The sequence below is a fragment of the Flavobacterium croceum DSM 17960 genome, assembly GCF_002917885.1.
In the GTDB taxonomy this organism is placed as follows: domain Bacteria; phylum Bacteroidota; class Bacteroidia; order Flavobacteriales; family Flavobacteriaceae; genus Flavobacterium; species Flavobacterium croceum.
Genome location: NZ_PQNY01000007.1, coordinates 121,474 through 133,890 on the forward strand (window position 1 = coordinate 121,474; position 12,417 = coordinate 133,890).

11 protein-coding genes are annotated in these 12,417 nt (G+C 32.7%); 5 read left to right on the forward strand and 6 right to left on the reverse strand.

What is annotated here, in order from left to right:
* Positions 1-5 precede the first annotated feature (5 nt).
* From Q361_RS06820 to Q361_RS06845, 6 genes are all read right to left on the reverse strand, one after another.
* Positions 6-1,784 carry a 1-deoxy-D-xylulose-5-phosphate synthase gene (locus Q361_RS06820; RefSeq protein ID WP_103725973.1) on the reverse strand — a complete coding sequence of 593 codons (1,779 nt, stop codon included), beginning with the start codon at positions 1,782-1,784 and terminating at the stop codon, positions 6-8.
* A 146-nt stretch (positions 1,785-1,930) separates the two neighbouring features.
* Positions 1,931-5,410 carry an efflux RND transporter permease subunit gene (locus tag Q361_RS06825; RefSeq protein ID WP_103725974.1) on the reverse strand — a complete coding sequence of 1,160 codons (3,480 nt, stop codon included), beginning with the start codon at positions 5,408-5,410 and terminating at the stop codon, positions 1,931-1,933.
* A 46-nt stretch (positions 5,411-5,456) separates the two neighbouring features.
* Positions 5,457-5,819 (reverse strand): four helix bundle protein, encoded by a 363-nt coding sequence (locus tag Q361_RS06830; protein WP_103725975.1) that lies wholly within the window; start codon positions 5,817-5,819, stop codon positions 5,457-5,459.
* A gap of 39 nt (positions 5,820-5,858) precedes the next feature.
* Positions 5,859-6,998 carry an efflux RND transporter periplasmic adaptor subunit gene (locus tag Q361_RS06835; RefSeq protein ID WP_103725976.1) on the reverse strand — a complete coding sequence of 380 codons (1,140 nt, stop codon included), beginning with the start codon at positions 6,996-6,998 and terminating at the stop codon, positions 5,859-5,861.
* 8 nt (positions 6,999-7,006) lie between these two features.
* Positions 7,007-8,326, reverse strand: coding sequence for a TolC family protein (locus Q361_RS06840; RefSeq protein ID WP_103725977.1), 1,320 nt, complete (start codon positions 8,324-8,326; stop codon positions 7,007-7,009).
* Between the two features lie 55 nt (positions 8,327-8,381).
* Positions 8,382-8,978, reverse strand: a complete 597-nt coding sequence (locus Q361_RS06845; protein WP_103725978.1) for a TetR/AcrR family transcriptional regulator — start codon at positions 8,976-8,978, stop codon at positions 8,382-8,384.
* A gap of 326 nt (positions 8,979-9,304) precedes the next feature.
* On the opposite strand from Q361_RS06845, the gene Q361_RS06850 reads away from it, so the two are divergent.
* From Q361_RS06850 to nuoD, 5 genes are all read left to right on the forward strand, one after another.
* Positions 9,305-9,502: a cold-shock protein gene (locus Q361_RS06850; protein ID WP_103726010.1), complete on the forward strand. Its 198-nt coding sequence runs from the start codon at positions 9,305-9,307 to the stop codon at positions 9,500-9,502.
* Positions 9,503-9,686: 184 nt separating this feature from the next.
* Positions 9,687-10,052 (forward strand): NADH-quinone oxidoreductase subunit A, encoded by a 366-nt coding sequence (locus Q361_RS06855; protein WP_103725979.1) that lies wholly within the window; start codon positions 9,687-9,689, stop codon positions 10,050-10,052.
* 32 nt (positions 10,053-10,084) lie between these two features.
* Positions 10,085-10,630, forward strand: a complete 546-nt coding sequence (locus tag Q361_RS06860; RefSeq protein WP_103725980.1) for an NADH-quinone oxidoreductase subunit B — start codon at positions 10,085-10,087, stop codon at positions 10,628-10,630.
* A 1-nt stretch (position 10,631) separates the two neighbouring features.
* Positions 10,632-11,156, forward strand: coding sequence for an NADH-quinone oxidoreductase subunit C (locus Q361_RS06865; protein WP_103725981.1), 525 nt, complete (start codon positions 10,632-10,634; stop codon positions 11,154-11,156).
* A 24-nt stretch (positions 11,157-11,180) separates the two neighbouring features.
* Positions 11,181-12,416, forward strand: coding sequence for an NADH dehydrogenase (quinone) subunit D (nuoD, locus tag Q361_RS06870; RefSeq protein ID WP_103725982.1), 1,236 nt, complete (start codon positions 11,181-11,183; stop codon positions 12,414-12,416).
* The last annotated feature ends 1 nt before the right edge of the window (position 12,417 follow it).

Below are 12,417 nucleotides of genomic sequence, written 5' to 3' on the forward strand. Positions count from 1 at the left end.
TTATTTTACAAAAATTCTTGCAATACCTCAGCAATGCTTGTTACATCAATATCACATATTTGTTGTAGTTGAGCAATGGTTCCATGTTCTACAAAAAGGTCGGGAACACCCAAATTTTTTACTACAACTTTGTATTTATTTTTATGTGCAAACCTAGATATTTCTGAGCCAAACCCACCAATTATTACACCATCTTCTACTGTAACTACAGTGGTACAAGTAGTAAAAACATGGTGCAAAGTTTCTTCGTCTACTGGTTTTATAAATCCAAAATGATAATGTGCAATTTTTTCTTTTTCTGCTAATGAGTCAATAGCTAAATTAACATTATTAGCCATAACACCCGTAGATAGTACTGCTATATTTGTACCCTTTTTCAAACAAATAGCTTTTCCTATTTCTACAACTGCAAAATCATTTGCATTTACAGAAAAATGTGGTAAAAAACCTCTACCTCTAGGGTAACGTATGGCAATAGGTTGGCTTAAACCCAATGAAGCTGTATAAAGTATGTTTTGCAATGCTAATTCATCTTTGGGAGCAAAAACAATAAGGTTTGGAATACAATTTAAGTAAGCCAAATCAAAAACACCATGATGTGTCGCGCCGTCTTCTCCAACAAGCCCAGCTCTATCCAAACAAAATATTACAGGCAAATTTTGCAATGCTACATCATGTATAACTTGGTCGTATGCACGTTGCAGAAATGTAGAGTAAATAGCGCAAAACACAACCATGCCTTGTGTTGCCATTCCTGCCGAAAGAGTTACCGCATGTTGCTCGGCAATACCTACATCAAAAGCTCTTTCTGGAAAAGCATCCATAAACATTTTCATAGAGCTACCAGTAGGCATAGCGGGCGTTACACCTACAATTTTTACATTTATTTGTGCCAAACTCAACAATGTTTCTCCAAAAACATCCTGAAATTTCATTGGCAAATGGTTCTCTTCTTTTGGATATAATTTGCCCGTTAATGCATCAAACTTGCCTGGTGCATGGTAAACAACTTGATTTTCTTCGGCGAGTTGTAACCCTTTACCCTTGGTAGTTATTACGTGTAAAATTTTTGGCCCTTTTTTGTTTTTTAATAGTTCGAGTTCGGCAATCAAGCTTTCAATATCATGCCCGTTTATTGGCCCCGAATAATGAAATTTTAAGGCTGTAAATACATTATTTTCGGCGGCTTTATTTTGTTGTTTAATCTCTGTTAAATAATGTTTTAAAGCACCAACACTCGGGTCGATACCCATAGCATTATCATTAAGCACAATTAAAATATCTGTTTCTGTATCGCCTGCATGGTTAAGTGCTTCAAAAGCCATACCGCTAGCAATACTCGCATCGCCAATTACAGCGATATGTTGCTTGAATTCATTTTTTATTTTTGAGGCCAATGCCATACCTAATACCGCAGATATAGAGGTAGAAGAATGCCCTACGCCAAATGTATCGTAGATGCTTTCTGTTCTTTTTGGAAAACCAGATATGCCGTGCAGTTTTCTGTTGGTATAAAATACATCTTTTCTTTCGGTGAGTATTTTGTGTACATAAGCTTGATGCCCTACGTCCCAAACGAGTAAATCTTTAGGCGTATTAAAAACATAATGCAAGGCTATGGTAAGTTCTACTACACCTAGGCTTGCTCCAAGATGTCCTTCGTGTTCTGAAACAATTTTTATAATAAAATCTCTCAACTCTTGAGCCAAATGAGGCAATTGAGAAATATCGAGCTTTCTTAAATCGGAAGGACTGTTTATATTTTGTAGTAGACTGTTTTTCATTTGAAATAAAACACAAATTTACATTTTTAAAATCTAAATCAATAAGATGTGTTTTAATGCTTTGTTTTAATCTAAAAAAAATACCCCAAAAATAAATTTTGGGGCATTTTCAAATTAAAATTTAGAAACAATTATAATTAAGGCAATTATTCGTTTTCTAGTGCTAGTTTTCTAGCTGTTCTTCTATCTCTGAGCCAATATTTAACTCGTTTTACCAAATAAAACATTACGGGTACCATAACCAAAGTTAAGACTGTGGCGTAAGTCAATCCGAAAATAATTGTCCACGCCAATGGTCCCCAGAATACAACGTTGTCTCCACCCATAAAAAAGTGCGGATTAAAATCGGTAACCAAAGTAAAGAAATCAAAATTCAAACCTATTGCGAGCGGAATTAGTCCTAAAACTGCGGTTAAAGCTGTTAATAATACTGGGCGCAATCTTGACTTTCCTGATTCGATGATTACTTCTTTTATTTCTTCTAATGATAAATCGTCGTGGCTTTCTACTTGTTTTTCGGCTACTTTTTGATCGAGCAATAGCACAAAGAAATCCATTAATACAATTCCGTTTTTAACCACTATACCTGCCAAAGAGATAATACCCATCATGGTCATTAATATTACAAAATCCATGTTGGCAATTACATAACCGTAGAAAACTCCGCTAAAACTAAGCAAAACTGTAAATAAAATAACTAGAGTTTTGGATATCGAATTGAATTGTAACACAATAATTAACGTAATACCTGCCATTGCCAAAAAGAGTGCATAAAACAAGAATCCTTGATTTTTACCTTGCTCTTCTTGAACTCCAGAAAATGAATAGGTTACGGTTTTTGGTAATTTGTAACTTTTTAGTTCTGATTGAATTTGTTGCGTAATTTCATTTCCGTTAAAACCTGTTAATACATTAGAATAAACGGTCATGATACGCTTGTAATTTTTTCTCTTAATTTGGTTATACGTTGTCGTTTTATCGGTTTTAGAAATTGCTGAAACAGGCACTTGCATCATTTGTCCGTTATTCGGATTTCTAAAAGTAAGCGATTGATTGAAAAGAATGTTTTCGTTTTTACGTTGGTCGTCTTGCATACGCATTACAATATTGTAATCGTCATCGCCTTCTTTATAGGTTGAAATTTCTTGTCCATATACGGAACGACGCAATGTAAAACCAAGTTGTCCTGTAGAAACACCCATGCTACCCGCATTTACTCTATCTACTTTTACCTCAAGCTCTGGGCTTTCTCTATTTACATCGACACTCAACTTTTCAATTCCAGGAATGTTTTTCGAATTGATATAAGCAATCATTTTATCTGCTTCTTTTAGCATTACATCGTAATCCGTTCCTGTTAATTGAATACTAATAGGGTAACCCGCCGGTGGCCCATTAGCATCTTTTTCAACGGTAACTGTTGCACCTGGAATTCCTTTTACTTTGCCTCGAATTTCTTCCAAAATATCGGCTGTATTAATGCCTTGTCTAAATTTATATTCCGAAAAATTTACGGTTACTTTTCCTTTAAATGGAGTTTCTGAAGCCGAACCCGCATCTACATTTGGATTACCAGCTCCTACTCCTACTTGAGAAACAATAGACTCTGCAAGGAAATTTTTATTGGTTTTTGGATCTACATATTTTTGTAGAATATTGATAACTTGTTTTTCTACAAATAGTGTGGCTTTGTTTGTTTTTTCTATAGATGTACCTTGTGGGTATTCTATATAGGCAATTACTTGATTTGGAATATTTTCTGGAAAAAACAATACTTTTCGTGGGAATATTCCAACCAAAATGAAGGATAAAAATAACATTCCTATAATTCCTCCTAATGCATACCACGCTTTTTTGCCTGTTAATATTTTGGCTAAAAATACTTTGTATTTTTCTTCCATTCGAGGGAAAAAATTGTGCTGAAAATCTTGCGTCCACTGAAATATTTTTAAGCGATAAGCCCACATTAATACGAGCGATATTAATAGTATGTGACCAATACCTCTTATAAGTTTGTTATCAAACGTATATTTAGAACCCAAAACTGCAAATAAAACACCTACTACCAAAAACAATATTGTGTAACGTTTTATAGATTTTTTGGAAATATTTTTGTCTTCGATATCCATAGAACCACCTGTCATAGCAGCATTAATAACCATAGCTACAAACAAAGAAGCGGTAAGGGTAACTGTTAATGTTAGTGGAAAATATTTCATAAATTTACCCATAGTACCTGGCCATAAAGCAAAAGGTAAAAATGCCATAAGTGTTGTAGCTGTAGATGAGATTACAGGCCAAGCAATTTCTCCAATACCTATTTTGGAAGCTTTAACACGAGGCATTCCTTTTTTCATATTGGCAAAAACGTTGTCTACCACTACTATCCCGTCGTCTACTAGCATACCCAAGCCCATAACAAGTCCGAATAAAACCATTGTATTTAGGGTTAATCCCATAGCCGAAAGTATGGCAAAAGCAATCATCATAGATAATGGAATGGCTGCTCCAACAAACAACGAGTTTCGTAACCCCATAGTAAACATCAACACAATCATTACCAGTATAATACCAAAAATAATGTGGTTTGATAATTCGTCTACTTGATGTTCAACTCGTGAAGATTGATCGTTGGTTAATTCAATTTTTAAATTTTTTGGTAAATAAGTCTCTTTGGCCTTTTCTATGTGTTCTTTTACTTGTTCTATGGCAGAAATCATGTTTTGTCCTGCTCTTTTTTTCACATTAAGCATAACTACTTCTGTACCTTTTTCGCGGGCGTAAGTAGTTTTTTCTTTTTCTTTAAAACTTATTTTTGCGATATCTTTTAGATAAACAATTCCTCCAAATGATTTTATAACTACATTTTCAAGTTCTTTAGGATCTTTTATTTCTCCAACAATTCTAATATTATTTCTAGAACCTTGAGAAACTAGATTTCCTCCAGAAAGTGTCATATTTTCGTATTTAATAGCATTTTGAATTTCATCAAAAGTAACTTGAGCAGCAGTCATTTTGAATATATCTACAGCTATTTCAACTTCTTTATCATCTACACCCAAAATATCAACTTTTTTTACTTCAGATATTTCTTCTAAATCATCTTGAAGCAATTCTCCATATTTTTTTAGCTGTTGTGTAGTATAATTTCCTTGAAGATTTATATTTAGAATAGGCACTTCTTCAGAAATATTCAATTCAAAAACATTGGGTTCTACTTTGCTACCATTATCTAGATTTGGCCAATCGGTATCGGCTTTGGCATTGTCTACCTTATCTTTTATTTTTTGTTTGGCTTGCTCTATTGTAACCTTGTCTTCAAACTCTACGATAATCATACCATAATCTTGAAATGAACTTGAGGTTACTTTATCTACACCACTAATGTTTTTAAACTCTTTTTCTAAAGGTTTAATGACCAATTTTTCTACGTCTTCGGCTGAATTTCCAGGAAAAATAGAAGAAATATATACTTTGTTTTCAATAATTTCTGGAAAATCTTCTCTTGGCATAGTAATATAGGCTGTAATACCCAATATTACTATCATAAATGTGAGTATATATACTGTAACTCGATTGTCTACAGCCCAACTCGATATGCTAAATTCTTTAGTTTGATGACTCATATTTTTTTAGTTTATGAGGTTATTTGTTTATGGGTTTATAAGCAAATTATTTTAGCAATTGAGATTTATACAAACCATCAATCAGCAAGGTTACCTCTGTTATTTTTTCTCTAATTTCAATATATTTTTTCTCTTCGATGTATTCAAAGTCAAATGATAATATTACTTGGTTTAGTAATTCTAAAGCAGATCCAAAAGATATTTCTGTAAATCGAGCTTTATCTTTCATTGAACTTCTTCCAGAACCTTCAGCTAGGTTTGAAGCAATAGAAACCGAACATCTTCGCATTTGACTTGTCATTCCAAAAAGTTCATCTTTTGGAAAATGTTTTGTTATTTTAAAAATTTCTATCGCTAACTCTCTTGCTTTCTGCCATGCAATAAGTTTTTCAAAACTAAATGTTTTCATCTTTATACTTTTAAACTTATAAACACATCAACTTATAAACTAAAAATTCAATTTCATTCCTTCTGAAATGCCATTCATACCATCTGTTACAATAACATCGTTGGCAGATAAACCGCTTAGTATTTCGGTAACGTTGTCTGATGATTTACCAACTTTTACCAAAACTTTTTTGGCTGTTCCCGTTTTTCCATTGATGTTTACAACTGTAAATACAAATGTGTTATGCGAACCATCTTCTTGCACTACATTGGTAGGTACTACAATTGAATTTTTGCTTGTATAATCTATTATTTTTAGTTTAGCTACTTGGTTCGGGCGTAGTAAATTTTCAGGGTTTGGCACACTTACTTCTATACCAAAACTTCTATTGCTTGGATTGATAAAATTACCTACTTGACGTACTTTTCCTTTGTATGTTTTTCCTAATGATGCTAAAAATACATCTACCTCTGTACCAACTTTTAGTTTACCTATATATGTTTCTGGCACTGTGGTAGAAACATACATATTGCTTAAGTTTACAATACGCATTAATCCTTGTGGGCTTGGTGCTACAACTTGACCTTTTTCTACAAAAACTTCGTCAATAGTACCTGTAAATGGCGCACGAATAACTGTTTTCGCCAGTTGCGCTTTCATTTGTGCTACTCCTTTTTGAGCAGATACCATTTGCGTTTGCGCTTGAAGAAATTGTATTTCGGAACCAATTTTTTTATCCCAAAGATTTTTTTGCCTTTCAAACGATGTTTTTGCCAAAGCGTATTGGTTTTCCAAACTGGCTAATTGTTGGCTCATTCCTGCATCATCTACTCTACCAAGAATTTGACCTTTGGAAACTCTTTGTCCGGCTTTTACGGTAAGAGAAGTTAATGTACCACTAAACTCTGGCTGAATTAATATATTTTCTTTGGTATTTACATTACCTTGTACTTCCAAATAATGGTTAAACAATGTGTCTTTAAGTGTTGCTACAGAAACTAATGCTTCATCTTGTTTTACTTCGAGTGTGGCAAGCGCATCGTCTATTTTTGCTAAATCTGCCTGAATAAGCGCTTTTTTTGCCTGAAGTTCTTTGGTGTTTTTAGCTTTTATAAGTTCATCTATAGATTGATTATTTTCTTTACTTCCGCAAGAAAAAAGCAACAAAGATAAGGCTGTAATGGATACTATTTTTTTCATATTATGGGTTAGTTTTTGTTTATTATTTTTTCTAAAGTAGCTCTTTTGTTTATTACATCGAGCATGGCTTGCAAGTAGTTTTGCTGTGCTGTATATAGTTGCTCTTGTGCTTTGGTTAAATCAAAACTAGAAGCAAGTCCTTCTTTAAATTTTACTTGATTTTTAGTTTCGATGCGCTCTGCAAGTTTTAAGTTGTTTTTTGATGTAGTAAGTTGTTCTATACTAAATTCATAATCGCTTTTTGCTTTTTCAAATTGCAGTTTCAACCTTTGTTCTGTTTCTGTAAGTTGAGTTTTGGCTTGCTCTACAGCAATTTTGGCTTGCTGTGCACGAGCACTTCTACCAAAGCTACTAAAAATAGGAACGTTTAAACCTATACCTATATTGGAATAATTATTCCATTTTTGATCACCATTAAACATAGTAAATCTGCTACCAAAGGTATTTGCACCATAATTTATAGAAGCGCCCAATGATGGTAAAGCTTTACTTCTTTCTAGTTTTAACAAAAGCTCTTTACTTGTTTGAAGGTTTTTACCTATTTGATAGTCAATATTATTTTTTACATCAAAATCTTCTTTCAGCAAAGCTAAATCTAGATTTGTTGTGGTTAATGTATCGAGTTTATCAGTAAGTTTTAACTCGCTAGACAGGTCTATTCCCAAAATTAACTTGAGCATATCATTGGCAATATTCTTTTGTCTTTTTACATTTTCTAAACCGCTATTAATAGAAGCTAATGTAATTTGAAGCTGTTCTACATTTTCTTCTTCTATCAATCCGTTTTTGTAAATTTCTTTGGTATCAGAAAGTGTTTTTTCTAAGATTGCTTTGTTTTTTTGCAAAATTTGAATGCTTTCTTCTGCCAATAAAACATTTCCATAAGAGCTTATTACAATTTCTTTTAGCTCGTTGTTTGTTTTTATTTTGGCATTTTCCGAAATTTTTAAATACGTTTTAGCAGATTGCAATCCTACCAAATACGAACCATCAAAAATAAGTTGGCTTAGTGTAAGCTTACTATCCATAGTATTGTACTCTCCCATAGCTAGTTCTACCGGAACTCCTCCAAAACCAATTATCGATTTTTGAAGTCTAAATGCGTTTTGGTAAGCAACCGAACCATTAATTTGGGGTAAACCCATTGTTGTTGTTTCCCATTTTTTTTGTTTTGCCGCTTCTACATCTCTATTTGCATTTATAGCCGAATAGTTATTTTGTATAGCATACTCTATGGCTTCTTTTAGAGAAAAAGAATAACTCTTAAGCTCTTGGGCTTGAACCAAAGAAGCAAATAGCATTGCGGTTAATAAAATTTTCTGTTTCATTTGTTACATTTTGTTTTTTAGAGTTTGCTGATTTTTACAGCTTTTTGATTGATGATTATGTAGTAAGATTTAACAATTGTTTTTCGAGCTCTTCAATACCTTTTGGGGTTGCAATGGCTCTAGTATGATATTCTAAAGCTTTGCCTTCGAGTATAAAAGCTTCGCTTTCCAATACAGTATTTTCATTAATAGAAAATATCAAGGTGTAATAAAACTGAGTTGCAGCATCTACATCAGTATCAGGCCTATACAAACCTTGCAAGATACCTTTTCTTATGTTTTGAGAAAACATTGTATTACAATCTTCCATTTCATTGGCAATCATTTTCTCGTAAATTTCTGGATAATGTTTTTTTAATTGATATGCTGGTGAATGATCAAAAGATTGAAACATCTCTTTAAACATTTTTCGCATTTCAAAATTTTCTTCAATTGCGTTATAATTTTTAGCAATTACAGTATCCATAAGAGCATGAATTTTTCTATGCACAACTTCGGTTCCTTCTTCAACCAAAGCTTCTTTATTGCTAAAATATTTGTAAATTGTTTTTTTTGAAATACACATTTCACAAGCAATATCATCCATAGTAACACTCTTGAAACCTAATTTCAAGAACATATCGGTAGCCTTTTTGATGATTTTGTCTTTCATAATGATATTTACTTATATAACCTTAAATTTCTATACTTTTATTTTGGGTACAAAAATAAAAAGGAAACTTTAAATACCAAAAAAGTTTCCTTTGTTTTTTATTTTTTAACAATTTTTAGCTTTTGTTACAATAAATGAAGTAATTAGCATTAAAAACAGTAATTAAATAAAAACATCTATAAAATAGTTTAGATAGTTTGGATAATTCGCAATTTAAAATTGAAAAGTTTTAAATGAAAAATTACATTTTTTAAAAATATTTCATTTTTATAGATTGTTTTTTGAAAAAAAGTTTATCTTTGAGAACAATTAATTATTTTTTTAAAATGCAAACAGGAAAAGTAAAATTTTTCAATGAATCTAAAGGTTATGGATTCATTACAGATGACGAAACTGGAAATGACATTTTCGTTCATGCCACTGGTATAAACTCTGAGTCGCTTAACGAAGGTGACAAAGTATCTTATCAGGAAGAAGAAGGTAGAAAAGGTAAAGTAGCTGCTCAAGTAACAGTGATAGAATAATATATTTATTTTAAATTGCCTAATGACTCATGCTCTGGAAAATTCCAGAGCATTTTTTTTGAAAAATAAAATTATTTAGAATTAATATAAATAAATTTTGAGTGGCAACTTTTGCTTTTGATTATTGCTAATTAAATTAACCGCCGTATATTTGTGGCTAATTTTATATATATAAATTTTGAGTATGCAATCTAATCAACTAGATTATATCCCAATACTTATGCAAATTGGGCTTTCTGTGGGTTTTGTAGTAGGTACAATATTTATTTCCAACCTTTTAGGGCCAAAAAGACATTCTAAAAGTAAGGATAAAAATTTTGAATGTGGTATAGAATCTATAGGAAATGCGCGCATTCCATTTTCGATAAAATATTTTTTGGTCGCTATTTTATTTGTACTGTTTGATGTAGAAGTAATATTTCTATACCCTTGGGCAGTAAATTTTAGAGATTTAGGTGTAGAAGGATTAGTAAAAATGATAATTTTTATGGCACTTTTAATGATAGGGTTTCTTTATATCATTAAAAAACGTGCTTTAGAATGGGAATAAATTTGTAAAAATTTTTAATGACTAATTAAAAAATGAGTACAACAAAACCAAATATGGTAGCCCCTCCAGACGGTTATGCTGGCGAAGGATTTTTTGCTACAAAACTAAGCGATGTAGTAGGTTTGGCACGTGCAAACTCTTTATGGCCTTTGCCTTTTGCTACCTCATGTTGCGGTATTGAGTTTATGGCAACTATGGCTTCGCACTACGATTTAGCACGTTTTGGCATGGAGCGCAATAGCTTTTCTCCTAGACAAGCCGATATGCTACTAGTAATGGGAACTATTTCTAAAAAAATGGCTCCAATACTACGTCAAGTATACGAACAAATGGCAGAGCCAAAATGGGTTATTGCAGTAGGTGCTTGCGCTACTTCAGGTGGTATTTTCGATACTTATTCGGTATTACAAGGTATAGACAAGGTAATCCCTGTAGATGTATATGTGCCTGGTTGTCCGCCAAGACCCGAACAAATAGTAGACGGCGTTATGCAATTACAAGAATTGGTTAAAAACGAATCTGTTCGCAGAAGAAATTCGCCTGAATACAAAGAATTATTAGCTTCTTATAATATATAACATGGCTTTAGAAACGGCATACATACAAGAAAAATTATCTCAAAAGTTTGGCAACAATGTGCTGAATTTTGAAATGAAAAGAGATGTGTTTTCTTTTGAAGCTACTTCAGATTTTACCCATGAAGTAATACAATTTTTGAAAGAACAACCCGATTTGAACTTTCATTTTTTAACCGATTTATGTGGTGTTCATTTTCCAGATAATGATGAAAATCATCAATTTGAAGTAGTATACCTATTGCACAATTGGATTGAAAATACACGAATTCGAGTACGCACATTTCTTCCTGCTTCAAACCCAGAAATACAAACTATTACAGACTTATTTCTTACTGCAAATTGGATGGAGCGTGAAACTTTTGACTTTTTTGGAATTACTTTTAAAGGACATCCTCAATTGAAACGTATTTTAAATATGGATGAAATGGAATCTCATCCATTAAGAAAAGAATTCCCACTAGAAGATCAAGGAAGAACCGACAAAGATGACCGTTTCTTTGGTAGAATACCAACTACAACATTATAAAATATAATTTTTCACATTATACTAATGTCAGAACTATTATTACCACCAGAGCATCGATATGCTAAAATTATAGAAAAAACCAAAAATGAAGATGGTAGTGAGCTCTCTATTCTTAATTTAGGACCAACTCACCCAGCTACACATGGTATTTTCCAAAATATACTTCTTATGGATGGCGAACGCATTCTTGATGCCGAACCTACTATAGGATACATACACAGAGCATTTGAAAAAATTGCCGAAAACCGTGCTTTTTATCAAATAACACCACTCACAGACCGTATGAACTATTGTTCGTCGCCAATAAACAACATGGGGTGGTTAATGACTGTTGAAAAATTATTGAATATAGAAGTACCAAAACGTGCGCAATATTTGCGAGTTATCGTTATGGAATTGGCTCGTATTGCAGACCACATTATTTGTAATTCAATTTTAGGAGTTGATACTGGAGCCTATACAGGATTTTTATACGTATTTCAATATAGAGAAAAAATATATGAAATATACGAAGAAATTTGTGGCGCTAGACTAACAACCAATATGGGTAGAATAGGTGGATTTGAAAGAGAATGGAGCGATGAAGCTTTCAAAAAACTAAATACCTTTTTGGAAGAATTTCCAAAAGTTTGGAAAGAATTTGAAAATCTTTTCGAAAGAAACCGAATTTTTATTGACCGTACCGTAAATGTAGGTCCAATTTCTGTAGAAAAAGCTATGCAATATGGTCTTACAGGTCCAAATCTTAGAGCTGCAGGAATAGATTACGATGTGCGTAAAGCACAACCTTACTCATCATACGAAGACTTTGATTTTGATATACCAGTAGGAAAATCTGGAGATACTTACGACCGTTTTTGTGTAAGAAATGCCGAAGTTTGGGAAAGTTTACGCATCATTCGTCAGGCATTAGAAAAATTACCAGAAGGTTCATACCATGCCGATGTACCCGATTACTATCTTCCACCAAAAGAAGATGTATACCACAATATGGAAAGTCTTATTTATCATTTTAAAATAGTAATGGGAGAAGTACCTGTGCCTGTAGACGAAATTTATCATGCGGTAGAAGGCGCCAACGGCGAACTTGGTTTCTATTTAATTTCCGACGGAAGCCGTACTCCTTATAGACTACATTTTAGAAGACCTTGTTTTATTTATTATCAAGCTTATTCTGATATGATAAAAGGCGGAATGCTTTCTGATGCCATTGTAATATTATCTAGTTTAAATGTAATTGCAGGCGAATTGGACGCTTAGA

What these genes read in the sequence shown, in the direction of transcription:
- Q361_RS06840 (WP_103725977.1), bottom strand. Translation starts at nt 8,326, where the DNA reads ATGAAACAGAAAATTTTATTAACCGCAATGCTATTTGCTTCTTTGGTT.
- Q361_RS06860 (WP_103725980.1), top strand. Translation starts at nt 10,085, where the DNA reads ATGAGTACAACAAAACCAAATATGGTAGCCCCTCCAGACGGTTATGCT.
- Q361_RS06825 (WP_103725974.1), bottom strand. Translation starts at nt 5,410, where the DNA reads ATGAGTCATCAAACTAAAGAATTTAGCATATCGAGTTGGGCTGTAGAC.
- Q361_RS06865 (WP_103725981.1), top strand. Translation starts at nt 10,632, where the DNA reads ATGGCTTTAGAAACGGCATACATACAAGAAAAATTATCTCAAAAGTTT.
- Q361_RS06850 (WP_103726010.1), top strand. Translation starts at nt 9,305, where the DNA reads ATGCAAACAGGAAAAGTAAAATTTTTCAATGAATCTAAAGGTTATGGA.
- Q361_RS06845 (WP_103725978.1), bottom strand. Translation starts at nt 8,978, where the DNA reads ATGAAAGACAAAATCATCAAAAAGGCTACCGATATGTTCTTGAAATTA.
- Q361_RS06820 (WP_103725973.1), bottom strand. Translation starts at nt 1,784, where the DNA reads ATGAAAAACAGTCTACTACAAAATATAAACAGTCCTTCCGATTTAAGA.
- Q361_RS06835 (WP_103725976.1), bottom strand. Translation starts at nt 6,998, where the DNA reads ATGAAAAAAATAGTATCCATTACAGCCTTATCTTTGTTGCTTTTTTCT.
- nuoD (WP_103725982.1), top strand. Translation starts at nt 11,181, where the DNA reads ATGTCAGAACTATTATTACCACCAGAGCATCGATATGCTAAAATTATA.
- Q361_RS06855 (WP_103725979.1), top strand. Translation starts at nt 9,687, where the DNA reads ATGCAATCTAATCAACTAGATTATATCCCAATACTTATGCAAATTGGG.
- Q361_RS06830 (WP_103725975.1), bottom strand. Translation starts at nt 5,819, where the DNA reads ATGAAAACATTTAGTTTTGAAAAACTTATTGCATGGCAGAAAGCAAGA.